This window comes from Peribacillus simplex, assembly GCF_900156045.1.
GTDB lineage: Bacteria > Bacillota > Bacilli > Bacillales > DSM-1321 > Peribacillus > Peribacillus simplex_D.
The window spans coordinates 556,702-582,177 of sequence record NZ_FTMX01000004.1; the positions used below are offsets into that span (position 1 = coordinate 556,702).

A 25,476-nucleotide genomic window follows, 5' to 3' on the forward strand; every position below is an offset into this window, starting at 1 on the left:
ATGAGAAGGACCAAAACTTTTTTCTCCTTCTTGATGAGTTATATGAGAGGAGATGTGTAAGGATGACAACTACAGTTTGTTCACATCCTATGGATATTAAAGAGGTGGCACTAGGGGATGGTGCCATCTCGATCCAAGAGGTAATTGCGGTTGCAAGATATGGTGCAAAAGTTACTTTCACTGAGACATATTGTGAAAGGGTAAATAAATCGCGAAACTTAATAGAAAAGTTTTTAGATGATAATAGATTGATTTACGGTGTAACAACTGGTTTTGGCAGTAATATGACAGAAGTGATTTCTCCACAGGACGCAGAAACCCTTCAACGGAATATTGTTCGTTCACATGCTGTTTCAGTAGGGGAAACCCTTGAAAAAGAAGTCGTAAGAGCCATTCAATTGATGATCCTTGTGAATTTGGGCCAGGGTTATTCAGGAGTCCGTTTACAAGTTTTAAAGCTGATCGCTTCACTGTTAAATCACGATATACTTCCCTATGTTCCAGGTGAGGGGTCTGTGGGGTATCTGTCTCCTGAAGCGCACATGTCCTTATTGGTGATCGGGGAGGGGCGGGCGTGGTACAACGATGAGCTTCTCCCGGGAAAGGATGCGTTAGCGCAATCTGGATTGAGGCCAGTTACGCTTGGGTGTAAAGAAGGACTGGCTCTTATAAGCGGAACTCCTTCCGTCACTGCGATGGCCGTTCTGGCTTTATACAATAGCATGCAAGCAGCGAAAACCGCGGACATTACGGGAGCTATTTCCTTAGAAGTGCTAAAAGGGACAATAAAAGCATTTGATCCCCGTCCCCATGCATTGAAAAAACATGAGGAACAGGCAAAGACAGCCAGAAATGTAACAAGGATTCTTGAAGGTAGCCAGATCATTGATACATACAAGGATCATAGATTACAAGATGCACTTAGTTTACGATGCATTCCACAAGTCCATGGAGCGATAAAAAGAGTATTGAAAGACGCTGCAGTTTCGATTGAGAATGAAATGAATTCCGTAAGTGACAATCCTCTGATTTTTCCGGAAGAGGAAGATGGAATGGCACTAATGGCTGGAAATTTTGATGGTTCATTTGTTGGGATATACGCGGATGCGATGTCCATAGCGCTAGCAAACTTAGCAAAAATAACAGAACGCAGAATAGATCGGCTTGTAAACCATCACCTTAGTGAATTACCTAATTTCTTAGTGGTTAACCCAGGGTTAAATAGTGGCTACATGATTCCACAATATACAGCTGCCGGGCTACTAAACGAAATCAGGGTGCTCTCGCATCCAGCCACTATAGATAATATCCCTACATGCGCAAATCAAGAAGACGTGATAAGTTTTGCCTATTTCGCTTCGAAGAAAGCGTATCGGATTTCGAAGAAACTTGAATATATTTTAGCCATTGAACTGATGACGGCAACGCAAGCAATGGATTTTCATCTGCCATTGAAACCGTCACCGGTCACGGAGGGGGTATATCAGTTAGTTCGGAGCGAAGTCCCGATGGTTGAAGAAGATCGCTTTTTCCATCCTGACATTGAAGCGGTTTATCGGCAAATTCATGAAGGAGAAATAGTGAAGCTCGTTGAAATGAAAATCGGGGAAATAGAGTTCTAAAAACCATGTGGAAGCTGTTTTACTTTATTTTATAAGGTAAAGTGGCTTCCTTTTTTTAAAATGAAGGTTCATATTTAAAAGAGGAGGGATGTAAGATGCACTATGATGTAATTGTAATTGGAGCTGGATCTATGGGAATGTCTTCAGGTTATTACCTTTCAAAAAAAGGACAAAAAGTATTATTATTGGATTCCTTTGCTCCTCCTCATAATAAGGGCAGCCATCACGGGGAAACAAGAATTATAAGACATGCTTATGGTGAAGGAAGGGAGTATGTTTCGTTGGCACTTAAAGCCCAAAAGCTATGGGGTGAATTGGAAAGAAATTCGGGGGAACAATTATTTCTTCCAACGGGGGTCCTGAATGCTGGAAGCGAAAATTCCACTTTCATTAACCAAGTGAAAGCGGGGGCAAAGGAATATGGTTTACCTATGGAAATCTTGGATTCACATGAAATTCATGATAGATGGCCTGGTATAACACTGCCAGAAGATTACATTGGGTGCTATGAATCGACTTCGGGCGTGTTGAAAAGTGAAGAGTGCATAAGAGCGTATCAACAACTCGCGAATTCTAATGGTGCCGACATCATTGTAAACAGTGAAGTAAGGAACATAGTAGTTCATGGTGATGGGGTCACGGTTAAAACGGATGAACAGACATTCCACTCAGAATCTTTAGTGGTTGCAGTTGGGGCATGGGCCCCGAAAATACTGGCGATGTTAGATTTAAATCTGCCGCTAGAACCCATTAGAAAAACATTTGCTTGGTTTCATGCAAATGAAAAATTATATAATCATAATGATTTTCCGGCTTTTTCTTTTGATACATCAGTTGGTACATATTATGGCTTTCCTAGTATAAATGGTTCCGGATTGAAAATAGGGAGACATGATGGAGGAAACCATATAAATCCTGATGGCTGTATTGAAGGGTTTGGTGATTTGGATGATGATGAGGGTGATTTGGTGAAGTTTTTACGGAAATATATGCCTGCTGATCAAAAAATGAAATATGGGAAAACTTGCATCTACACCATGACCCCTGATGAGCATTTCATAGTGGATAAACATCCTAATTATCCACACATTGCTATAGCAGCGGGTTTCTCTGGACACGGTTTTAAATTCAGCAGTGTCATGGGTGAAATTTTGAGTGACTTGATTATCTCCGGTACTAGCCAGGAAGATATTTCATTGTTTTCTATTAATCGATTTAATTAAAAAATGAGAAGACTTGAAAAAAATATTTCGCCATCGAGATGAAAATACAAAATCACAAGTTTAACTTGAACCTGCATATAGAATGAAAATCAAAGTCGTTGATTCCTTATCATAGGAATCAACGACTTTTTTTAATCAGCAAAAAAAAAGGTTTAGTATATGTTTTTGCCGGTTTATTGATATTACATCTATGTACATAATCTTCTGTTTAATCAAAGAAAATAGTAGAAAAAAACATAAATGATATTCGAGATTAATGAAAAAATACAAAAACATATGTTAGGTTAGCTAACAATTGTATTGTCGAAATAAAAAAAACATGCTAGAATAAGAATATTCCGAAATATGAAACCTTAATTCCGAATTTCGGATTTAATGAAATTTAATGAAAGTGAAATATTTTTATCTACATATTTTTAGGTTTTATTGTTCGAAATTTCTGTAAATAGGAGGAGTGTACAATGAATACAGTTGATTTGAATTGTGATTTAGGAGAGAGCTTTGGCACATATCGAATTGGAAATGATGCAGAGATTTTGGATTATGTAACATCTGTCAATGTTGCTTGTGGATTTCATGCTGGTGATCCGACCGTTATGAGAAAAACGGTTCAGCTTGCTTTAGAGAAAGAAGTAAAAATCGGAGCCCACCCAGGTTTCCAGGATTTAATAGGTTTTGGAAGACGCAATATGAATATTTCACCACAGGAAGCTTATGATATTGTTGTCTATCAAATTGGTGCATTAAATGGCTTTTTGCAATCTGAAGGCGGGAATATGCAACATGTTAAACCACATGGTGCTTTGTACAATATGGCGGCAAAGAATAAAGAGTTGTCTCTTGCCATAGCTGAAGCTGTGTACAAAATTAATCCTGAGCTCATTCTATTTGGCTTGTCGGGCAGTGAATTAATACTTGCTGGACAGACCATTGGATTACAAACGGCTAGTGAAGTGTTTGCAGATCGGACATATCAACAAGATGGTTCATTGACTTCTCGAATGAAAGCGCATGCAATGATAGAAAATGATGATGATGCTGTTGCACAAGTAATTCGAATGGTTAAAGAAGGAAAGGTTTTGTCACAGCAAGGAACTGATGTGACTTTAAAGGCAGATACAATTTGTATTCATGGGGACGGAGCACATGCTTTAACCTTTGCTCGGCATGTTAAAAAGTCTTTAGAAATATCTGAAATTACAGTTAAGTCTATTTCTAAATAAAATTACAAACATCTAGGAGGCAGATTCCATTGGAGCAAATCAAGAATTTAACTGACCCGAAAAAAAATCATTCTAAGCCAAAAACTAACCGGACCTTATTGCTAGGTGCAGCATTTCTGATGGCAACATCAGCCATAGGACCAGGTTTTTTAATGCAGACAACTGTTTATACCCAAAGTCTTGCAGCAAGTTTTGGGTTTGTTATCCTTATTTCAGTTATTCTTGATATTTTTGCACAAACAAATGTATGGCGCATTATTGCTGTATCTGAAAAACGAGGACAAGAGATTGCAAACATGGTTCTTCCTGGGCTGGGTTATGTACTAGCCGCACTAATCGTTATGGGCGGGCTGGCATTTAATATTGGAAATATAGCAGGAGCTGGATTAGGTCTAAATGCAATGACGGGAATATCCCCAACGGCCGGGGCAGCAATAAGCGCAGTCATCGCTGTATTGATTTTTGTAGTGAAAGAAGCGGGAAAAGCCATGGACCGTTTTACGCAAATTGCCGGATTTTTCATGATTTGTTTGATGATTTATGTTGCTTGGACAACCTCTCCTCCAGTCGGGGAAGCGGTAGTGAGGACTTTTGCACCTGATAAAATCGATATTATCGCAATCGTTACATTAGTTGGTGGATCTGTGGGTGGCTATATTACATTTGCTGGTGGTCATCGTCTATTGGATGCAGGAGTGAAAGGTGTCGGAGCACTGCCACAAGTAACAAAGAGTTCAGTAATGGGTATTTTAATAACCACAGTTATGCGAGTTGCATTATTTTTAGCAGTTCTAGGTGTTGTATCTAAAGGATTGCAAATTGATTCAGAAAACCCTGCGGCATCCGTTTTTCAACTTGCTGCTGGAAATGTAGGTTATAAAATGTTTGGTATTGTTATGTGGGCTGCAGCAATCACATCAGTAGTTGGTGCTGCATATACTTCTGTTTCGTTTATCAGAACATTCAGCGAAAAAATAAATAAAAAGGCTAACTGGATTATCATTGGCTTTATAGTCGTATCGACCATTTGCTTTCTATTAATTGGTCAACCGGTTAAAGTACTACTTGTAGTAGGGGCAATTAATGGACTCATTTTACCAATTGCCCTTGGGACATTGCTAATTGCCGCATATAAGAAAAACATCGTGGGTGATTATAAGCATCCTTTATGGTTAACGATTTCCGGTGTGTTCGTGGTAGTCATCATGGCGTTAATGGGCGTATATACATTAATGAAACAACTGCCCGCTCTTTTTTAATGATACATCAATAAAACGGGGTGGAAGTGGCGTGCTAGTTTGTCACTGACTCCCAGTTCTTAATAGGAGATGAATATTAATGATCGATCTTTCTCAAGCTACCCCGGCTGAATTGCGCGCAATGATCCGCAATAATGAATTGATTAAGCCAACTGCTGGAATGGCAAACGGATATGCACAAGCAAACTTGGCCATCTTAAAAAAAGAGCATGCTTTTGATTTTTTATTGTTTTGTCAACGTAATCCTAAGTCTTGTCCACTTCTAGACGTAACAGAAATTGGTTCTCCTATTCCTAAATTTGCTGCTCAGTCTGGTGATATACGTACAGATATTCCAAAATACCGGATATATAAATACGGTGAATTAATGGAAGAAGTAACGGATATTTCAGATTATTGGGAAGATGATATGGTTGGGTTTTTAATCGGTTGCAGCTTTACATTTGAACATGCCCTTTTAAACAACGATATTTCCATTCGTCATATTGAAGAGAACTGTAATGTACCGATGTATAAAACGAATATTTCATGTGTTGAAGCAGGGATATTTCACGGGAAAATGGTAGCGAGCATGCGTCCGATTCCTCAGAAAGATGTGGTGCGAGCGGCTCAAGTTACATCGCGTTTTCCTGCTGTTCATGGTGGTCCAATCCATATTGGAGATCCGGAGGCGATTGGTGTTTCTAACATACAGCAACCTGATTTTGGTGATGCAGTAACGATTCGTGAAGGAGAAGTGCCGGTCTTCTGGGCTTGTGGAGTAACGCCTCAATCTATCGCAATGGAAACAAAACCGGCGATTATGATTACGCATGCTCCAGGACATATGTTTATAACGGATATCCGTGATGAAAAATTAGGCGTTTTATAATATTACTAACAGAAAGAGTTGAGTTCTATGCCGGAAAAGCTTTTGAATAAAACTACATGCAAACTGTCTCCCTTAGGCGATTCCGCAATCGTGATTACATTTGGGAATGAAATTAAATACGACATTCACAAAAAAATTAAAATGTTTATGGATTTGCTTGAAGATGAACCTTTTGTTGGATTTATAGAATGTGTGCCGGCTTTTACAAATTTAACAGTTTTTTATGATCCTCTAGTTATCTATAAGAAACAAAAACAAAACAATAATGATGAATTTATTTCTCCTTATGAAGTGGTTCGTTCTATCATGGAAAGGAAACTACAGTGGTTAAAAGAAGATAAAAAGCTGACACATCGAACTGTTTCTATTCCTGTATGTTATGGGGGGGAATATGGCCTGGATTTAGAATATGTAGCTCGTTATAATAATTTAACTACTGATGAAGTCATCCAAATTCATTCAAATGGTGAGTACTTAGCCTATATGATTGGATTTGCTCCAGGTTTTCCGTTTCTCGGTGGACTATCAGAAAAAATTGCAACACCTAGACGATCTTCTCCTAGAATGACCATACCAACAGGAGCAGTTGGAATTGCAGGTATGCAAACGGGTGTATATCCAATATCTACGCCTGGAGGGTGGCAATTAATTGGACAAACGCCAACCAAACTATTCTTACCAGATGTAAATCCTCCAAGCCTATTACAAGCAGGAGACATTGTGAAATTCCATCCAATTTCTAATCAAGAGTATATTGAAATTATTCTTAAGGAGGGGTTACAGTGAGCCTGCGTGTAATCAAACCGGGATTATTAACTAGTATTCAGGATCTTGGAAGAAAAGGGTTTCAGCAACATGGAGTGATTGTAAGCGGCGCAATGGATGCATATTCCCTACGAATTGCCAATATGTTAGTTGGCAATGAAGAAGGTGAAGCGGCCATAGAAATTACGTTAATGGGTCCGACTCTTAAAATAGAAAAAAATTGCTTGATCGCGATAACAGGTGGGAATTTATCACCTACTATTGACAGTCAAGCTGTTCCCATGTGGAAGCCTGTTTATGTAAAAAAAGGCTCTATTCTTCGATTCGCGGGATGTAAAACAGGTTGTAGGACTTATCTGTCTGTAGCGGGAGGATACGTTATTTCTACAGTTATGAATAGTAAAAGTACATATCTAAGAGGGGAAATTGGGGGCTATAAGGGAAGAGCATTAAAAGTAGATGATGTTGTGGATTTTAATGAAACTTCTACGATTCTAGATAAACGGGAGTTTAAAGAAGCGTTTATCGCTCCAAGGTGGTTTGTCAATGAAAAGGAGTTTATGCCAAGTCGTATGCCGGTTATTCGTTTCATCGATGGAAGCCAATATGAAAGTTTCACAGATTCAAGTAAAGATAGTTTTGTAGCAGGGGCATTTAAAGTTTCCAATCAATCCGACCGCATGGGATATAGATTATCAGGACCGACACTGGAATTAAAGGATAATGGGGAGTTATTATCTGAAGCGGTCACAAATGGGTCCGTTCAGGTTCCTCCTGATGGAAACCCGATCATTCTCCTTGCGGATAGCCAAACGACTGGCGGATATCCTAAGATAGCACAGGTGATCACGGCAGATTTACCAAGTATCGCGCAGGTTAAACCAGGGGAATCCATTCAGTTCTCACGGGTGAACCTGAAGGAGGCTGAAAAGCTTTTGCTTCAAAAAGAACTACAATTGAAGGAATTGAAGGTTTCGATATCCTTAGCCCTGAACAAATGGCTGGATACATAATTCCGCTTGCAAACGATGAGAAAGTACTCTTTAAGAGTACTTTCTTTTTTTGATTCCTTGTACAAAGTAAATGATAAGACGTTTCCGTTCTTAGCCCTTTACCAATTTAAAGTGTTGACCGTTCTGACATCAGTACGGTTTTTTTATTTGCAAAAGTTAAGGGGATTTTTCCAAAAGGATAGGGAAGTTCCCCGATATGGAAAAATCGGGGCAGTTCTTACAATAAGGGTATGGTAATTGTTTGTAATGAGGAGGAATAGTAATGCAGGCAAAAGTCGCAGCAAATCAAAAAACAGGAAAATCGATTGATAATGCTTTTGCATCACATTTTGCTAAGTCTATGTTTCTAGCAGTTTGCGGACTTGTATTCTTATCGTTTATTGGTACGAGAATGTTTACACACGTAGATTTAAACCTTTATGGCTATATGGTGGGGACGATTATTTTTATTGGGGGGTTCTTTTACAGGTTTATCGCATGGGGAGAAAGGCCGCCAACAAAGATTTTTATAAAAAAAGGCATCAAACTTCTATTTAGAAAATCAACGCCTAAAACATCAGTTGAACATTTAGCTACATACAATTTCATCTGGAATAGGGGAATTTACCGATGGACTCAGCACGTACTAATCGGATGGGGATGTATTCTTTCCTGCTTCGTGACATTCCCTCTAGTATTTGGATGGATGTACTTCACCATGGACGACAATGGCTACTACAACATCATCGCAATGGGGATGCGGGTAATAACAGTACCAGCTAATGGGATCATTGCGTACTTATCATATAACGCCCTGAACATTACCGCTCTAATGGTCATTGCCGGAGTATGCATGGCTCTATACCGTCGCTTGAAAAATATGCAGGCAAGAGCAGAACAAAAATTCATGTATGACTTTCTTCCATTGTTCATGCTGTTATTGGTCAGCGTTACAGGATTGGCATTAACGTTCATGAATATCTTTTTGCACGGTGCAGGACAGCCAGCCATGTCGCTGATTCACCAGTGGTCCGTCATCATAACATTGATTTATCTTCCGTTCGGAAAACTTGCTCACATACCTTTCCGCCCACTGAGTGTATTTGCTAGAAACTACAGGGAGCATTATGCGGAACAATCGATGAAAGAATGCAAAGTTTGCGGTAATGAGTTTGTTTCAAAAGAACAATCAAAAGATGTCATAGAGGTTCTCGGTAAGAATGATATAGAATTTCAAACGAAGGATGGACACCATCTCGCCGAAATGTGCCTACCTTGCCGAAGAAAATACCGGATAGCCCAATTTTCCGGTTTTCCTATCCACGAGGTAAAAGTTAAGGAGGCTAACCAGAATGCAAAGGGATAAGTTTTTCAAAGATGTAGAGAATGTGTTACACCCTAATGAAACATTGGTTAAAACGCATTGTGCATATTGTGGAATGCAGTGCGGGATGAATTTAAGGGTAAATAGAGCGACAAATAAAATCATTGGGGTTGAACCACGTTATGACTGGCCCGTAACTGTTGGGAAAATGTGTCCAAAAGGGGTTACAGCTTACCAGCAGACGAACCATGATGATCGCATTTTAACACCGCTTATTCGTGATGATGCATCATTAAAGGGAACAAAGGAAGGCTTCCGAGAAGCAAGCTGGGATGAAGCATATGATTTAATCGCGAAAAAATTCAGTGAACTTCAAAAAAAATATGGAAAAGATTCATTATCCGTTTTCAGCGGCGTATCAATGACAAATGAAAAATGTTATTTAACAGGGAAATTTGCACGTGTGGCTCTTGGCACACGCTACATTGACTATAATGGCCGATTCTGCATGTCTAGTGCGGCCGGGGGATTCCTTCGTTCTTTCGGCGTAGATAGAGGTTCAACATTACCCTGGACAGATATTCATGAAACTGATTGCTTATTTCTTGCAGGAAGCAACACGGCAGAATGCCATCCAACTTCTATGTTCAGAGTCTGGAACGTTCAAGAAAGAGGCGGTTACATTATCGTGGCGGATCCCCGCGAAACGCCTGTTGCTAGAAGGGCGGATGTTCATCTTGACTTGAAACCAGGAACGGACCTTGCCCTTGCTAATGGAATCTTAAATGAATTAATTCAAAATGGTTATGCTGATGAAGAATTTATTAATAATCATACAAATGGATTTGAAGAAACAAAAGAGCTTGTAAAGGAATTTACGCCGGAATATACGAGTGAGCTTACAGGTGTTGCACCGGAAAAGATCATTCGCGCAGCAGAGATTTACGGAAGATCACCGAATGCAGTTGTCATGTTTGCCCGTGGAATTGAACAGCAGCATAAGGGCGTTGACAATGTTTCGGGATATACAAACATGGCGCTTGTAACAGGTAAGATTGGCCGTCCGAAGTCTGGTGTAGCAACATTCACTGGTCAAGGAAACGGACAGGGTGGACGCGAGCATGGTCAGAAAGCGGATTTATTGCCAGGATACCGGAAAATCACGAATCCTGAACATGTAAAAGAAGTTTGTAGCGTATGGAATATCACTCCGGAGGAAATGCCTAAGCCTGGTGTTTCGGCATATGAAATGTTTGAACTGATGGAGCAAAAAACGATTCGCGGATTGTATCTGCTATGTTCTAACCCTGCAGTATCTGCCCCTAATTTGAATTTTGTCAGAAGCGCGATGAAAAACCTGGATTTTATGCTGTGTTCTGATTTCTATCTTTCTGAATCAGCAGAGTTTGCAGATGTGATCCTGCCGTCCGTAACGTGGTCGGAAGATGAAGGAACAGTTACAAATCTTGAAGGACGCATTATTAAAATAAATAAAGCACAAGAACCAATCGGAGAATCTAAGCCCGATTGGCAAATGCAAGTAGAACTTGCGGAACGCCTTGGGAAAGGAAGATATTTTTCCCATTTGAAAACTGCAAAAGATGTGGCAGATGAATTCAGACTGGCCAGTAAAGGCGGAAATGCCGATTATTACGGCGCCACATGGGATAAGATTGACAAACAGGACGGGGTATTTTGGCCTTGTAAGGATGAAAATGACAAGGGAACGCCGCATATGTTCTTGGATAAAAAATTCTATCACGCAGACGGTAAAGCGAAAATTTGTGCACTTCCTTACCGTCCCCCTGCTGAGGAGCCAGATGAAAAATATCCGCTTCGTTTAACAACTGGACGTGTCGTTTACCACTATTTATCAGGGAACCAGACGAGAAGAATTCAGTTTCTTCGTGATATGTGTCCGGAACCTTACGTGGAAGTACATCCGGATACAGCAAAAAAATACAATATGGACCATGAGGATAAGGTCCGCCTGTATACCCGAAGAGGTGAGGCAATCTATAAAGTGAAAATTACAGAAGCAATTCGTGAAGACACTGTATTTGTTCCATACCACTTTGGGCACGAGCAATCTATCAATCTATTAACCATTGCAGCACTTGATCCAATGTCCCGTATGCCGGAATTTAAGGTCTGTGCAGCCCAAATGGAAAAAGTCGAAATAAAGAAGGTGCAATAAATGAAAAAGAGGCTCTACTTAGAACTTGAAAACTGCATAGGATGCAGGTCATGTCTAGCGGCTTGTACACAATGCGGAGGGCATGAAGAGCGGAACAGAAACTATGTATATGATGTAAACCCTCTGGTCAATCGGCAAACGATGCCTCTTATGTGCCTTCATTGCATAAATCCAGCCTGTGCAAGGAGTTGTCCGGCCCAGGCAATCCAAATCCATGAGACAGGGGCCGTATTATCAGCACTCGTTGAAAAATGTATCGGCTGCCAAAATTGTACGATTGCTTGCCCGTATGGAATACCGAAATTTGACACTGAACAAAACTTAATGTACAAATGCGATTTATGTATCGACCGGACAAAAGACAGTATCCCGCCAATGTGTGCAAGTGTTTGCCCATCCAACACACTTCAATGGTTGACAGATGAAGAAATTGAAAATAAAAGAAAACAATTTAATCTAGATAATGGAAAATGGGTGACTAGCCTTCCTTATCTTGAAAGTGAAACGAACGTTAAGGTTAATCTCCCAGGAATTTTACAGGGGATAACCAAGCTATATTAGGAGGGATTAAGATGCCGTCAGATAAAAATAATAAAATTCCCTTTAATGAAGATAATTATACTCATAATATTGAACGGAATAATGAAAGAAAGCTTGACAGGCGTGGGTTCATGAAAACAATGGTGGGTGCTGCTGGCGTATTCGCCATTTCCTCCCTCCCTTGGGGGGCGGTGGCGGCTAAAGAATTGATGGGGCTTGGGGAGAAGGAGTATCCTCACAAAAAAATTACAGATGTAAGCAAACTTGCAATTGGTGAGGCAATGAATTTTAAATTTCCAGGTGATCATGATGATGCCATTTTAATCAGATTGTCAGAAAAGAAATACGTAGCATATCAAAATGCATGCACACATCTTCGCTGCCCAGTTTTCTGGGTGAAGGAAGAGGGAGAGATGATCTGTCCTTGCCATCATGGGAAATTTGATGTTGAAACAGGTGTTCCAACAGCGGGGCCGCCAAGAAGGCCGCTGCCTGAGATTCAGGTGAAAGTGGAAAATGGGGCGGTATACGCAGTAAGGGTGAAGCGTTATGAGGCTTAAGTTTATTGGTGTAGCGTTACTTTGTGCCTTCTTGATGATGAATATTGTATTTACCCAATTCATGGTTCACCAATATTATTATGAAAATTATGTAAATGTTTTAATATTTGGGGGATTAAACATAGTGGTGTTTCCCTTAGCGTTATTTACGTATAAAAAAACAAAAAACGAAAAGGCGTGAACCAAATGAACAGTGAAACATACTTTGATTTTTGTTTTGTAAAAGAAGCATCTGGAAATTTTGCTGCTGAAATCGATAAGCTCCTTTCAGACCTATTTAAAGATGTCCGTCTTAACTGGTATTTAGATGAAAAGTCAATAGATGGGGCCGATATTGTAGTTGCAGAAGTAAAGGGAATGAGCAATTGGGAGTCTATAGTGGAAACAATTGAATTTATCGAGAATCATGCAGAAGATACATTCTGGGAATATTTGCAGGGTTTTCAAATGAATGTTTACACGGCAAAGAGAGGATGCAATACCTGTGGAACACATTAAAATAGAAGATATACAACCATTAATATCGGAAAAAGCAAGTGTAGCCATCTTAGATGATGATGGCCAGGGTAAAGCTCCTTTCGTTTCTAAAACGATTGTTAAGGTGGAGCTTTGTCCTGACAAGACACATCTACGGATATATTTTGACAACCATAATTTTTTCGCAGTCCCTTTGGCATGCAAAATGGCTAAAAACAAAAATGAGTGGTCAGCTTTTGACGAAAGCACGGGTTTACAATATGTAATTAGAAGAGAGTGTGATCAGAATGATTAGGAAAATACAGCTCCCATTACAGACTTTAAACTTAGTAGTAGGATTTATGGTGTGGGTATTAATTTCTTCTCTAATGCCTTTTATTAAAGAAGATATTGCTATACCGGAAGGTCAGCTTGCACTGGTGACAGCCGTTCCTGTTATTTTGGGATCAGTACTTCGCATCCCCCTTGGCTTTTACGCCAATCAGTTCGGGGCAAGGAAAATTTTCCTGATTAGCTTTATTTTACTATTGTTCCCTGTTTATTATATCAGTATTGCCGAATCCCTTGCCGATTTGTTGATTGGAGGACTTTTCCTTGGTATAGGAGGAGCCGTATTCTCTGTTGGAGTAACCTCTTTACCCAAGTACTATCCAAAGGAACGTCATGGCTTTGTAAACGGCATTTACGGTGCAGGGAACCTTGGAACAGCGGTATCGGCTTTTGCAGCACCCGTTGTAGCTGAAAATTTTGGTTGGTCAACAACTGTACAGCTTTATCTTGTGATATTGGCGGTCTTTATCGCAGGTAACTTTCTGTTAGGGGATAAAAAAGAGCTGAAAGTAAAAACACCGCTTTTAGAACAAGTGAAGAGTGTCTACAAAAATGAAAAACTATGGCTGCTAAGTTTATTCTACTTTATAACATTCGGTTCTTTTGTTGCATTTACTATCTATCTGCCAAATTTTCTTGTAGCGAACTTTGGATTGGATAAAGTTGACGCCGGTTTGAGGACAGCAGGCTTTATTGTTCTTGCTACCCTAATGAGACCAATTGGCGGATGGCTTGCAGATCGCTTTCATTCCCTCATTCTACTCATGTTCGTTTTCGGAGTGTATACGGTTTCAGCGATGATTTTATCCTTTGCTCCATCGATTGGCTGGTACACTTTTGGTTGTTTGAGTATTGCCCTATGTGCGGGAATGGGAAATGGTGTCATTTTTAAACTGGTGCCCATGTATTTCCAAAAGCAGGCTGGTATTGTAAATGGTATTGTTTCCGCAATGGGCGGTTTGGGAGGTTTTTTTCCACCATTAATTTTATCCTTGTTATTCAATATCACAGGACATTATGCAATCGGGTTCATGGCATTGTCAGAAGTTGCCCTTGCAAGTTTGATTTTAGTTGTCTGGATGTATTTCCAAGGCAAAATGGGGCTTGCCAAAGAAGTGATTGATCATACAATAGAAGGGATTCTTATTACCGATACCTCCGGCAAGATCATTTCTGTAAACCCTTCGTTTTGCAGTATTACGGGTTATCAGGAAAATGAAGTAATAGGGAAGAACCCTAGTATACTTAAGTCAGGTAGACAGCCTCAAACTTTTTATGAAGATTTGTGGAAATCCATTGAGATAAATGGGTTCTGGCAAGGTGAAATCTGGAATAGCCGAAAGGATGGACAGCAATACCTACAATGGCTGACCATTAGTTCGATAAAGAATGATGCAGGGGATGTCGTTCAATATGCAGGAATGTTTAGTGACATTTCAAGTCATAGAATGAAAAAGGCATAAAATGAACTGTGTACATGACAACATTGGATTTGAAGGCTGAATGGGAGTTTTCAAGAACCAGAAATTCTAATTGAATGGCCAATAATCAGCGACAATCGAAGAAGGAGGGTGGGAATGAATACTCAGCCACTCAAAAACAACCTCAGTTCTTATATCATACAAACACATGAAGAAGAAATTAAAAGAATTGCCATGGAGCTTCATGAAGGAGTGGGGCAGTCCCTTTCCAGTCTCTTTTCCGGAATGCAGCTCATTGAAACGGCAATCGAACAGCCTGCCATGAAAAGCTATGCAGGTGATCTGAATCTATTATTGGAAAAGACAATTCAAGAAATCAGGCATTTGGCTGTAGAATTGCATCCGCCTACACTTACAACTCTTGGGCTTATTTCAGCGATAAAAAGCTACATAAAATTATACACTTCAACCTACGGCCTTGAGGTTGAGCTGGAGAACCATGGGATTGAATCGCAAATCTCTGATAGAGTTAGCATTACACTTTTCAGGGTCTGCCAAGAAGCATTGGTGAATATAGCAAGGTATGCTGACACAACGAAGGCATGTATGATATTTAAATGGGAAAAAAGCAGGTTATTGATTATGATTAAAGATTCAGGGAAAGGGTTTGAGGTTGAAGCCGCTATGAATAAGTTGAGCGGGCTTGCTGCCATGTGTGAAAGAATGCATTTGATTGGCGGAAATTGTACCATTGTTTCAAAAATAGATGACGGAACTTCTATAGAGATTTCTCTGCCATTATATTAAAATGCTAAACAAGGGGTTTGCGAATTTTGCAATCCCCATTGTTGTTTCATATTCATTTATAACGATAGAAATACGAACAAAGCTAAGGGGGAGCTGCTTTGATAAAAATTTTGCTTTGCGATGATCACGCCGTTGTAAGGATGGGCTTAAAGATGCTATTAAACAATCATGCGGATATGGAAGTGATAGGGGAAGCTTCAGACGGGAACGAGGGAATACAACGAGCACTAGAGCTTCAGCCTAATGTGATAGTCATGGATTTAAGCATGCCTCATGGGAAAGATGGCTTATCGGCGACTTCCGAACTAAAAAAACTAATGCCTGAGGTAGCCATATTAATACTTACCATGCATGATGATGATGAATATTTGTTCAGAACCATTCAAGCGGGGGCTTCAGGCTGTATTTTAAAAAGCGCACCCCATGAAGAATTATTGGTAGCCATCCGATCTTTAGCGAACGGAAATGCTTACCTTCATCCATCTGCAACAAAAAGGGTAATGGAAGAATACTTAGGCAGTGTGAAGCAGGGGGCCGCTGATTCTTTCAATCTGTTGTCTGACCGGGAAAAAGAGGTACTGACCTTGATAGCGAAAGGGTTTTCCAATAAAGAGATTGCCGGACAGCTTGTCATAAGCGTGAAAACGGTTGAAAGCCATAAAGGAAACCTAATGGAAAAGCTCAAGATGAAAACAAGGCATGAACTTGTTGCATTCGCTTTAAAAAAGGGGTTATTAGGGTATGGAATTTAGCGGGGGCAGTAAATCGAAAGAGGGTCAAACGTTTAAAGAAGCGTGTGAACATGCATTAGAAGAAATGAACTGTGACTTTGTAGGCCTTGCTTTACAAAACAGTAAAGGTCCTGACATAAGCTGGCATTATGCCGCCGGAAACAGCAATGATAAATACAAAAGGATAACTGTTCGATATGGAAAAGGAATAGCAGGTAAGGTCATATCAACGGGGAGGCCGATGAAAATCGAGGGCTTTCCAAATAATATTCACGGCAAAGCCTTGGAATATCCCATCATGCTTGCGGAAAATCTCAATTGTGCCTTCGCAGTTCCCATTCATTTTAAAGGTGTTCCAAAAGGGGTATTATTAGTAGGTAAACGAACGGATCAGCCTATTTCTGAAAGTGACCAGCATACGATCCTTGATGCAGCGAAAAAATTGGAAAAGGAAATGAACAGCTCGATTTAACATGGCAACAAGGAGGATTATGTATGGACTTGAATAAACATTTGGAAATGAATAAAGGGATTACTCCTGGATCTAGCGATGCGACAATCCTTGTCAATGAATCAGGAGTCATCTCTTTTGCGAATCAACAAGTATATGAAAGCTTTGGTTATGAACAACATGAATTGAATGGGGAAAATCTCCTGAATCTTATACCAGGGGTAAACCTTCAGTCAAGTGGGGAAGGGGAAATTATCCACCATTTTGGAATTCACCGGGATGGTCATGCTTTTTCGCTATTTTTCAGGGTGAACTCCTTTCAGCTTGCGAATGAGCTCTATTCTTTAATCGTGGTCCATAAAGTGAAAGACCAATCACGGATTAACCAGCAGCAATCCTATCCGATAAATGAGCTGGTTGATTTAAGTTACGCACTTGATGAATCAACAATTGTTGCATTTACGGATGAAAAGGGCATGATAATATACTTGAATAAGAAATTTTGTGAGGTATCCAAATATTCAGCAGCAGAGCTTATTGGGAAGGACCACCGAATTATCAATTCAGGTTTTCATTCAAAGCGATTTATGCAAGATCTTTGGCGTACAATTTCATCAGGAAGAGTATGGCGGGGTGAAATTAAGAACAAAGCGAAGGATGGAACTTATTATTGGGTGGATACCACAATTGTCCCTTTCTTAAATGAAAACGGGAACCCTTATAAATACCTGGCAATCCGGAAGGAAATCACCGAATATAAACGAGTTTTGGAGGAATTAGGGAAATCCGTTAATAAAATGGCCGATTTTCAATTTGCTTTGGATTCTTCCTCAATTGTGGCAATAACCGATCAAAGAGGGACGATCAAATATGTCAATGATCAATTTTGCTGGATTTCAAAGTTTTCCAAAGAAGAGCTGATCGGACAGGATCATCGAATTATTAACTCGGGATTTCATTCGAGAGAGTTTTTCAACAATCTTTGGAAAACAATATCAGCAGGGGAAGTATGGAAAGGCGAGATTAAAAATAAGACCAAGGATGGAACTTACTATTGGGTGGATACGACAATCGTTCCATTTCTTGATGAGTTCAATAAACCTTACCAGTATTTAGCGATTCGTCATGAAGTGACCCAGCGCAAGCTTGCAGAAGAAGAGATTCAGAAAATGACCGGGAAAATCATTGATGTGCAGGAAGAAGAAAGAAAACGCATTTCCCGGGAGCTTCATGATGATATCGGACAAAACTTATACAGCCACCTCATAACGATTAACAGGCTGCAGACAGAAATGGACCATCCCCTGTTAGATCAGATGCAGGATGAAACGACCGAAATTATCGAAGCACTCCGGCATCTATCCTGGGAATTAAGGCCATCCGTACTTGATGATCTTGGTCTGTTCCCTGCGATCCGCTCTTTATTAGTGCAATTCTCAGAGCATCATCATATAAAGGTCCATTTTGACTGCTATTTGAATTGTCGTATGAATACAAACAAAGAAATTACCATTTACCGTATTATTCAAGAAGCATTAACAAACATAAGGAAATATGCTCAAACCGAAGATGCTACAGTGACGATCCGGGAAATAGAGGAAGAAGTTCGTGTGGAAATAGAAGATAAAGGAAAGGGCTTTGATATAGAAAAAGTTACCCGCGGAGTAGGCTTATTCAGTATGGAGGAAAGAGCCAGAGCTTCCGGCGGAAACCTTATTCTTCATTCTGGTGAAGGGAAAGGGACAAAAGTAATATTGAAAATGCCTTTATAGTGAATTGGTTTTCGTAATGATGAAGAAATTAATCCTCTTAATATGAAAACTCGCAGGGTGTTAAAATGATTCGATCACGATCAAAATAAAGAAGGAAATGAGAATACAGTCAGAGCATTTACGAAAAAACAATGAATACGGTTATATTGCATTACATCCTTTCTTTCATGTTTTATAATAGAATGATAGTTAAGGAAAACATGTATCATGAAAGGAGACAATGTATGCAGGCACATAACAAAACCGTCGTGAAATCCATGCAAATCCTAACCCTTTTCATAAATCATCCGAAACTGACATTTAATGAAATGATGGAACTTTCTAATTTGCCGAAAACGTCGTTACACCGAATGGTGGGATCATTGGAGGAAATGGGGTTTTTAACAAAAGACGATGATGGCCATTATTCACTTGGACTGATATTCCTGCAGTTTGGCCAACTGGTAGGGGAGCGTTTGGATATTAGGTCTATCGCCTATCCCATCATGAAAGACCTTCGGGATGATGTTGAAGAAGCAGTGAATTTAATTGTGAGGGATAAGGATGAAGCGATGTATATTGAAAAGGTGGACACCCTGCATCCTGTTCGCCTATATACATCCATTGGAAGACGTTCGCCATTGTACGCTGGCGATTCTCGAATCATCTTAGCATATTTGCCAGAAGAAGAGCGGGAAAATTATTTGGGAAGCGTTCAATTAAACCAAATTGCCATTGGAACGATAACGGATAAAACTAAACTCCGTCATGCTTTGGATGAAGCGAGATTGGATGGTTACACGATAACTTCATCTGAACTTGAGGATTATACAAAAGCGGTGAGTGCACCGATACTCAATGGTAAAGGTCAAATAGTAGCCGGTATTAGTGTGGCTGGGATTGAAGCAAGATTTCAGGAAGATCGCTTGCCTGAATTGATTGACAAAGTAACGAAAGCCGCCAAGGCCATTTCCGTGAAACTGGGTTCTCAAACACATTAATGAAAATGGAAAAATCATGTCATTTTCGGAATATATTTTCCTAAAATAAGATATGTACATAAGATAGTGGATTCTATATGTAGGAAACAGAACCGCCGCATATGGTGGTTTTTTGGCATGTTGGTATGCAATGCAATACTATCTGGCCAGGACGAAAAGGTGAACCATATGGGGGTTCACCTTTTCTAATAAAGTAAGACTTAGGCAAGATTTTTGGTTAGCCATTAAATATGCACAAAGTCAGATTGATTTATATTTCTCGGCACCCCGATGTCAGCCATTGTAAGTAAACCTGGTTTACGGAGGGCATCAATTTGCTTAGCGGTATTGATAATCATCGCAGCGGTTGCGGTATCTCCAAAAATTCCGTTGGGAACAATCAACCTTTGGGTTTCGTTCCCATCAATAACAATTTCATCTTCTTGTTTAATACCTGCAGACATCGTTAAATCCAAGGAAATTTCCTTTCCGTCCACGGTCTTGCCCGTTGAGATTTGATGAAGCCCATTAACATCCCCTGGTTTTATAGTGGTTAGCGGAACGGTCATATTTTCGCTTGCAATCGTTGGTTCAATGGTATTGATAACACTTGAAAGTTCCCAATTCAGCCCATAAGCGATTAACCTAACAGACTCCTCAAGTCCTACATGCCCAATTTTATTCCGTTCAGCTAAAAATTCAAACTCTTCTCTGGTCAGCCCGATTCCGACCTTTTTTTGTAAGGGGAGGCGCCTTTTCGAAACATCAACTTTGCGATTGACCCTGATTTGGTTAACCGTGGTCAATACTGTTGTAAAAGAAATGGCCATAGTATCCATGATGTAACCTGGATTGATTCCGGTCCCAATGACACTAAGGCCTTTTGCTTTGGCATAATCATCTATTTCCTTTGAAAGTAAAGGGTAGCGATGCCAAGGGAAGGAAAGCTGTTCACAGGTGGAAACCACTGAAAAGCCGTGATCTAGAAGCTCCTTGATCTGGGGCCAAACTTGTTGTGCGTTGGAACCGGTTGCATGTAGGGCAATAGGATGGTCAGATTCATTATTTACTTCCTGTATATGGGAGACTACATACTTGTTCGTTTCCTTTTCATTTATTAGTAAGCCAATATCCTTTCCTGCCTTTTCGGGATCAATATCGACAACACCGATAATCGATTGAGGATTCGTTTGATAAGCACTGCGTAGAATTTCAATTCCGATGGGACCCAGCCCGAATACTGCGAATTCAGAAATTTGCATAGTCATTCATCTCTCATCCTTTCAAATAACTTATAACAAAATGCTAACATCGAGTGATAAATAATAAAAATAGTTAATTTTTATATATGTATAAAGAATCGTTATAAAAGGATATACGGCAATGAATGAGGTGATATTGTGGAGAATCATACTTCAATTTTGAGGATACCCATCGCAGAGGTTGTGGAATTGCGGTTGACGAATCATATGCTTTATTCACCTCGAGCGGCAGCAGCATATGCTGTGGTGTTGGACAGGAATCCAAGGTTACCCCTTTGGAGAAAAAGCCATACTGTTCCCAGTTAAAACCTTTTGCTTAAACGGACAACTAGGTAGATCTTCAGTCCGTAGCATCCCTAGATTTTGGGCATGATGGACATTTTCTCGCTTCGGTTAATGAAGTTTTTAAAAAAATTATTGAGTTGCTTACCTAAGGATCGGTTAAGGTGTTGTTTCGATGAAAACAACACCTAATTTAGTTTTTTGTATATAAAACTACTTTTTCTGTAGAAAAATATTAATCTGAATATTATTGACTATTATGAAAATTCAATATAACATTAAATATCGGTAACGCTGTTTTTTATATAAAACAATAGTTGCTGTTATTTTTTGAAAGGGGGAGTTGATGAAGTTTGATAGGATGGTAGACATTTTCTTTATCGAAATCATGAAAGCGCATTCAAAAGAGCCTATTATAAGGGGGAAATAACATGTTACAAGGTCAAAAAAGATGGTTGTACATTGCGATTCCTATTTTTTTCTTCTGGTTTTTCGGCCAGATTGATAAAGTAGGTATCTCTGTTATCCAAACCGATCCCGGATTCTTAAGTGATCTTGGTTTAACTGGCCCGGATAAAAATGCGAAAATTGGCTTGATCTCCTTTATATTCATGATTTCATACTCCTGTTCGAACATTTTTTGGGGAGTTATTATCGACAAGTTAGGGGCAAGGAAAACAGCAGTTTTAGGTTTACTGGTATGGACAGCGACAATGGTCATGGGAGGGCTGTCCACTTCATACGAAATGTTCTTAATTAGTAGGGTCATCCTCGGAATTGGGGAAGGTATGATGATCCCGATATCGGGTAAATTCATCTCGAATTGGTTTAATAAACGAGAGCTTGGAAGGGCACAGTCATTCTGGATTACTGGAAACTACCTTGGCCCGGCAATTGGTACCGTTATGCTCATTCTAATTATTTCAACGTTTCATTGGCAGGCCGCGTTCTTTGCTCTCGCCGCCTTTAACTTGTTTATAAATATTCCAATGTTCCTGTTTTTGACTCGTAATACGCCAGAAGAACATCCACGCATGAGTAAAGAAGAAGTCTCCTATATTCGCCAAAAAGACGAAGCGGATGTTGTTCAGTCGAAGCAATTCTTCGCAAAGGATTATCGTTATTGGATTGTTTGGTTCGGCAATTTGATGTCGTCCTTTCTTTTCTTTGGAATCAGTATTTGGCTGCCTACATATCTTGTTGAGGCCAAAGGCTTTGAAAGGGAAGCAATGACTGGCATTACTTCATTATCGTGGCTATTCGCGCTTGGATTTGTCCTGGCTGGCGGATTTCTTGCGGACAAAACGAAGCGCCCGAGTTTGCTTGCGACGATTCTGTTCATACTGACAGCTGTATTTTTGACAATCGCTGTCATTGCACCAAATCCTATTTTTGCCGGCGTTTCCATGGGGCTCGCAATGGGAACTCAGGGTGGAATGTTCCATCTAACCAATTTCTTCATCATCAAATTTTCAACACCTGAAACAGCGGGCCGCGCAGCCGGTTTAATGGGGTTCACAAATATTATGGGTGGATTTTCAAGCTATATTATGGGGTGGAGCCGCGATTTGTCCGGCGGTGATTTTGGTCCCTCCATTGCCATGCTGATCGTAGCAGCCATTCTCGGGTTTGTGGCGTACTTGTTTATGATTAAACAAGAAGTTACCGAATATCACCTAAGTAATGCTACAGGAAACAAACTAACTTTATAAAGAGCAAAATGTTAATATAATACTTTTTTTTAGTAGGTTTCTCAGTAAGAAGGGGAGCTAGATTCTTACTGAGAAACCACAAAAAAATCTTGAATGCTCATTGACGAGTACATAGGAATAAGAATAACCACGGATTGATAGAGAACAAGCAATATTTTCCCGAACGATGGCTTCAGTTTTTTTCAGCTTACATTGACAATAAAGCGATTACATTTTAGAATTGTTTATATATAAAAACGATGTTTTTTATATAAAACAAAATATAGTCATTATGAAAAATATGTACTTGCTTACATGACCGTATGCTTGAATGGATCTTAGGATAACCGTTCATCACGTTTGAAAGATAACAGAAGGGGTGGAGACAATGGGCATGGCCTTAAAAGATAAAGTCGTATTGATTACAGGGGGAGCTTCTGGAATAGGGGAAGCTGTCACACGCCGTTTTATACAAGAAGGAGCAAAAGTGAGCATTATCGGCCGCTCCATAGACACGTTAGCGAAAATGAAAGAAGAATTTGGTGAAAATATCCTTACTTATCAGGGAGATGTAAGCAAATACGAAGACAATGAGCAAGCGGTCCAAGCTACTGTTAAGCAATTCGGAAAGTTAGATGTTTTCGTTGCGAATGCCGGCGTGTTCGATGGATTTGCCAAATTTGCCGATGTGACTCCTGAGGCGCTTTCCGAAGCGTATGATTTCCTTCTTAACATTAACGTAAAAGGCTCTTTTTTCGGGGCTAAAGCCGCTCTTGAAGAACTGAAAAAAACAAATGGCAATATTATTTTTACCGTATCCGGTGCAAGTTTTTATCCAGATGGCGGCGGTGTTTGGTACACAGCGAGCAAACACGCCCAAATTGGATTGATGCGCCAGCTTGCGTTCGAACTATCTCCTTCCATCCGGGTAAATGCGGTAGCCCCAGGGGGGACATTGACAGCACTCACGGTGATTCCACCGCTGCGCCCATTTGTGAAAATCGTCGATAATGATACGAAAGCAAGCAGCATTAAAAAACGGAATATTCTTCAACTTGCCCAGATGCCGGAAGATCACGTTGCGGCGTATGTACTGTTAGCTTCTGACGAATCACGCGCGATCACCGGTGAAATCATTTCCAGCGACGGCGGATTGTCAGTTCGAGGACTTGGCTAAGCTGGAACAATTTTTGAATACTGTTTAAGTTAAGTTGTAAGACGGGAACGGATGTCGATTTTCCTGCTTTCTTCAGGAAGGGAAGCACTTTCTTAATCAAGTCAAAACGAAAGCTTTTTCCAGGCGAATATTAATTTAGTAAATCAATTGCTAGTTTAAGAAAATATATTTCAAGACATTACAGCTTTCCTAAACTGTATTGTTCAAAGTTATGCCAAAAACAAATAAGGGGGGACTGATATTATGCCGTACGTAAAAGTAGAAGATTTAAGTATACATTATGAAATAGAAGGTAATGGAGAACCTTTAGTTTTATTACATGGTATGAGCAATAATTCACAGTCATGGAAGGAACAGGTCCAGGGATTAAAGGAGCATTATACAGTAATTGCATGGGATGCCCCGGGTTATGGGGAAAGTTCAGATCCAGCAGAAGAATTTAGAAATTTTAAAGAGTTTGCGCGTATTCTGAACGGCATGATGGATCAGCTAAAGTTGGAAAAAATCCATCTGCTCGGCCATTCAATGGGAGCGGCAATTGCGATAGAATACTGTTGCCTGTACCCTGATAAGATTAATAAATTAATATTGGCCGATTCGACAAGAGGGGCTGCTGCTCTAACCCCGGAAGAGAACGAGACGAAATTGAAAAATCGATTATTTTCAATTGGAAACCTTTCTACTGAGGAGATAGCGGAAAAGAGGATACAAGCACTTCTTTCCCCCCATGCTTCGGAAAAAGTCCATACACGAGTAAAAGAGATTATGACACAGATAAGACCAGCAGGATATCGTTCGGTAGCATATTCACTTTATCATCTAAATCAAATGGAATCGTTATCTCATATAGATGTTCCTGTTCTTGTAATTTGTGGCGAGTTGGATACTGTAACTCCTATAAAGGAGTCGGAAGCAATTCATGAAGAGTTAATAAACTCCCGTCTAGTGATAATTCCAGAAGGCGGTCATCTTTGTTATCAGGAGAATCCTGGAAAGTTTAATTCGAGCATTTTGGAATTTTTGAACGATATTGAGTAAGGAAAAACGAATTCGATTGCTTAAGGCTTCTATAAATGCCTTAGTAAAAAGTAGGGTTTAGATTATAGAGAGGAAGAGATAGAAAAATGGCTAATTATACAATCGTGGATAAAGAAACTTGTATTGCTTGCGGAGCTTGTGGTGCTTCAGCTCCGGATATTTATGATTACGATGAAGAAGGTATTGCGTTTGTCATATTGGATAATAATGTTGGGGCAGCGATCATACCTGAAGAACTCGAGGAAGATTTGATAGATGCTTCAGAAGGATGTCCAACCGATTCTATAAAAGTGGCTCAAGTATCCTTTGATGGTAACCCTAATAAATTTGAATAATATTTATAGATAAAATCAATGAGCGCGTGTGTATAGATTATAGATTTATAGATTTTAAAACTAGGGAAATTGACGTCACTAGTTTGTCTTATGAAAAGGTGGATAGTTATCCGATCTTATCCATCATTAGGAGGGGAAAAGGAAGAATTACTTGTGGAAACATTACA

General features: G+C 39.8%; 24 protein-coding genes. 23 read left to right on the forward strand and 1 reads right to left on the reverse strand.

What is annotated here, in order from left to right:
• Positions 1–62: 62 nt before the first annotated feature.
• The 19 genes from hutH (at position 63) to BW986_RS16975 (ending at position 19,545) form a co-directional block, all read left to right on the forward strand.
• A complete protein-coding gene (gene hutH / locus BW986_RS16880; protein ID WP_076369004.1) occupies positions 63–1,622 on the forward strand; it encodes a histidine ammonia-lyase in 1,560 nt (519 codons plus the stop codon).
• 95 nt (positions 1,623–1,717) lie between these two features.
• Positions 1,718–2,845 (forward strand): N-methyl-L-tryptophan oxidase, encoded by a 1,128-nt coding sequence (gene solA / locus BW986_RS16885; RefSeq protein WP_076369005.1) that lies wholly within the window; start codon positions 1,718–1,720, stop codon positions 2,843–2,845.
• Between the two features lie 461 nt (positions 2,846–3,306).
• Positions 3,307–4,068, forward strand: a complete 762-nt coding sequence (gene pxpA, locus BW986_RS16890) for a 5-oxoprolinase subunit PxpA (protein WP_076369006.1) — start codon at positions 3,307–3,309, stop codon at positions 4,066–4,068.
• A gap of 119 nt (positions 4,069–4,187) precedes the next feature.
• Positions 4,188–5,327 carry an NRAMP family divalent metal transporter gene (locus tag BW986_RS16895; protein ID WP_142244666.1) on the forward strand — a complete coding sequence of 380 codons (1,140 nt, stop codon included), beginning with the start codon at positions 4,188–4,190 and terminating at the stop codon, positions 5,325–5,327.
• 79 nt (positions 5,328–5,406) lie between these two features.
• Positions 5,407–6,198, forward strand: coding sequence for a putative hydro-lyase (locus BW986_RS16900; protein WP_076369008.1), 792 nt, complete (start codon positions 5,407–5,409; stop codon positions 6,196–6,198).
• Between the two features lie 27 nt (positions 6,199–6,225).
• Positions 6,226–6,984 carry a 5-oxoprolinase subunit PxpB gene (gene pxpB, locus BW986_RS16905; RefSeq protein WP_076369009.1) on the forward strand — a complete coding sequence of 253 codons (759 nt, stop codon included), beginning with the start codon at positions 6,226–6,228 and terminating at the stop codon, positions 6,982–6,984.
• The gene (locus BW986_RS16910) at positions 6,981–7,976 is read left to right on the forward strand and encodes a 5-oxoprolinase subunit C family protein (RefSeq protein WP_076369010.1); all 996 of its coding nucleotides are present in this window, start codon (positions 6,981–6,983) and stop codon (positions 7,974–7,976) included. Before pxpB ends, BW986_RS16910 begins: the two co-directional genes overlap by 4 nt.
• Before the next feature lie 262 nt (positions 7,977–8,238).
• Positions 8,239–9,321 (forward strand): hypothetical protein, encoded by a 1,083-nt coding sequence (locus BW986_RS16915; RefSeq protein WP_076369011.1) that lies wholly within the window; start codon positions 8,239–8,241, stop codon positions 9,319–9,321.
• Positions 9,308–11,476, forward strand: coding sequence for a molybdopterin oxidoreductase family protein (locus BW986_RS16920; RefSeq protein ID WP_076369012.1), 2,169 nt, complete (start codon positions 9,308–9,310; stop codon positions 11,474–11,476). Before BW986_RS16915 ends, BW986_RS16920 begins: the two co-directional genes overlap by 14 nt.
• Positions 11,477–12,037: a 4Fe-4S dicluster domain-containing protein gene (locus BW986_RS16925; protein ID WP_076369013.1), complete on the forward strand. Its 561-nt coding sequence runs from the start codon at positions 11,477–11,479 to the stop codon at positions 12,035–12,037.
• Positions 12,038–12,048: 11 nt separating this feature from the next.
• Positions 12,049–12,576: a QcrA and Rieske domain-containing protein gene (locus BW986_RS16930; RefSeq protein WP_076369014.1), complete on the forward strand. Its 528-nt coding sequence runs from the start codon at positions 12,049–12,051 to the stop codon at positions 12,574–12,576.
• Positions 12,577–12,762: 186 nt separating this feature from the next.
• Complete coding sequence (locus BW986_RS16940) at positions 12,763–13,074, forward strand: hypothetical protein (protein WP_076369016.1); 312 nt, start codon at positions 12,763–12,765, stop codon at positions 13,072–13,074.
• Entirely contained in the window at positions 13,061–13,348 is a 288-nt protein-coding gene (locus BW986_RS16945) for a hypothetical protein (protein WP_076369017.1), read from the forward strand. Before BW986_RS16940 ends, BW986_RS16945 begins: the two co-directional genes overlap by 14 nt.
• Positions 13,341–14,846: a nitrate/nitrite transporter gene (locus BW986_RS16950; protein WP_076369018.1), complete on the forward strand. Its 1,506-nt coding sequence runs from the start codon at positions 13,341–13,343 to the stop codon at positions 14,844–14,846. The genes BW986_RS16945 and BW986_RS16950 overlap by 8 nt, the downstream gene beginning before the upstream one ends.
• A gap of 114 nt (positions 14,847–14,960) precedes the next feature.
• Complete coding sequence (locus BW986_RS16955; RefSeq protein ID WP_076369019.1) at positions 14,961–15,611, forward strand: sensor histidine kinase; 651 nt, start codon at positions 14,961–14,963, stop codon at positions 15,609–15,611.
• A gap of 98 nt (positions 15,612–15,709) precedes the next feature.
• Complete coding sequence (locus tag BW986_RS16960; protein ID WP_076369020.1) at positions 15,710–16,363, forward strand: response regulator transcription factor; 654 nt, start codon at positions 15,710–15,712, stop codon at positions 16,361–16,363.
• Entirely contained in the window at positions 16,353–16,814 is a 462-nt protein-coding gene (locus BW986_RS16965) for a GAF domain-containing protein (protein ID WP_076369021.1), read from the forward strand. The genes BW986_RS16960 and BW986_RS16965 overlap by 11 nt, the downstream gene beginning before the upstream one ends.
• Before the next feature lie 23 nt (positions 16,815–16,837).
• The gene (locus BW986_RS16970; RefSeq protein ID WP_076369022.1) at positions 16,838–18,565 is read left to right on the forward strand and encodes a sensor histidine kinase; all 1,728 of its coding nucleotides are present in this window, start codon (positions 16,838–16,840) and stop codon (positions 18,563–18,565) included.
• A 224-nt stretch (positions 18,566–18,789) separates the two neighbouring features.
• Positions 18,790–19,545: an IclR family transcriptional regulator gene (locus BW986_RS16975; protein WP_076369023.1), complete on the forward strand. Its 756-nt coding sequence runs from the start codon at positions 18,790–18,792 to the stop codon at positions 19,543–19,545.
• A gap of 224 nt (positions 19,546–19,769) precedes the next feature.
• Here the strand turns inward: BW986_RS16975 and BW986_RS16980 are convergent, their stop codons facing one another.
• Positions 19,770–20,792 carry an NAD(P)H-dependent amine dehydrogenase family protein gene (locus BW986_RS16980; protein WP_081395665.1) on the reverse strand — a complete coding sequence of 341 codons (1,023 nt, stop codon included), beginning with the start codon at positions 20,790–20,792 and terminating at the stop codon, positions 19,770–19,772.
• Positions 20,793–21,499: 707 nt separating this feature from the next.
• Between BW986_RS16980 and BW986_RS16985 the strand changes: the two genes are divergently transcribed.
• The 4 genes from BW986_RS16985 to BW986_RS17000 all read left to right on the forward strand — a co-directional run bounded on the left by BW986_RS16985 (position 21,500) and on the right by BW986_RS17000 (position 25,309).
• Complete coding sequence (locus BW986_RS16985) at positions 21,500–22,780, forward strand: MFS transporter (RefSeq protein WP_076369024.1); 1,281 nt, start codon at positions 21,500–21,502, stop codon at positions 22,778–22,780.
• Between the two features lie 367 nt (positions 22,781–23,147).
• The gene (locus tag BW986_RS16990; RefSeq protein ID WP_260320875.1) at positions 23,148–23,936 is read left to right on the forward strand and encodes an SDR family NAD(P)-dependent oxidoreductase; all 789 of its coding nucleotides are present in this window, start codon (positions 23,148–23,150) and stop codon (positions 23,934–23,936) included.
• Positions 23,937–24,179: 243 nt separating this feature from the next.
• Complete coding sequence (locus BW986_RS16995) at positions 24,180–24,974, forward strand: alpha/beta fold hydrolase (protein WP_076369025.1); 795 nt, start codon at positions 24,180–24,182, stop codon at positions 24,972–24,974.
• An 86-nt stretch (positions 24,975–25,060) separates the two neighbouring features.
• Positions 25,061–25,309 carry a ferredoxin gene (locus tag BW986_RS17000; RefSeq protein WP_076369026.1) on the forward strand — a complete coding sequence of 83 codons (249 nt, stop codon included), beginning with the start codon at positions 25,061–25,063 and terminating at the stop codon, positions 25,307–25,309.
• The last annotated feature ends 167 nt before the right edge of the window (positions 25,310–25,476 follow it).